The sequence below is a fragment of the Kocuria sp. ZOR0020 genome (genome assembly GCF_000800955.1).
GTDB lineage: Bacteria > Actinomycetota > Actinomycetes > Actinomycetales > Micrococcaceae > Kocuria > Kocuria subflava.
This window is the reverse complement of record NZ_JROX01000434.1, coordinates 1-495: the sequence shown is the minus strand read 5'-3', so window position 1 is coordinate 495 and position 495 is coordinate 1. Positions and strand designations below refer to the sequence as shown.

Below are 495 nucleotides of genomic sequence, written 5' to 3'. Positions count from 1 at the left end.
TCTTTAGTGGCATATTCAATTCTGTTCGCAGTGTCGTTAGCGGAGTGTTTAGCGCTCTTGGTGGCTTTGCTTCAAAAGCTTGGGATGCAATTTCAGGTGTATTTAACGGAGTAGCTGATTTCTTTAAGGGAGCGTTTGACGGTGCTAAAGATATAGTTAGCGGAGTATTCGAGGCTTTTGGTAAATTTGCTTCAAATGCTTGGGATGCAATAACAGGAGTATTTAAGGGCATTGGCGACTTCTTTAGCGGAATATTTGGAGGAGTCAAAGATACAATAGACAGCGTTCTTGGAGGTGTAACAGATACAATTAAAAATATCAAAGGTTCAATTGATTGGGTTGCAAGTAAAGTTGGCGGACTATTCAAAGGTTCTATGGTAGTAGGCTTAACAGATGTCAATTTATCTTCTAGCGGTTACGGTTTAAGCACTAACAGTGTATCAAGCGACAATAGAACATATAACACATTTAACGTGCAAGGCGGTGCTGGTCAAG

General features: G+C 40.4%; 1 protein-coding gene. It reads left to right on the top strand.

Features of this window, described 5'->3' with window-relative positions; translation table 11 throughout:
- Positions 1 to 495, top strand: a 495-nt coding sequence (locus L979_RS16535) for a hypothetical protein (protein WP_197052187.1), incomplete at both ends; no start/stop codon positions are given.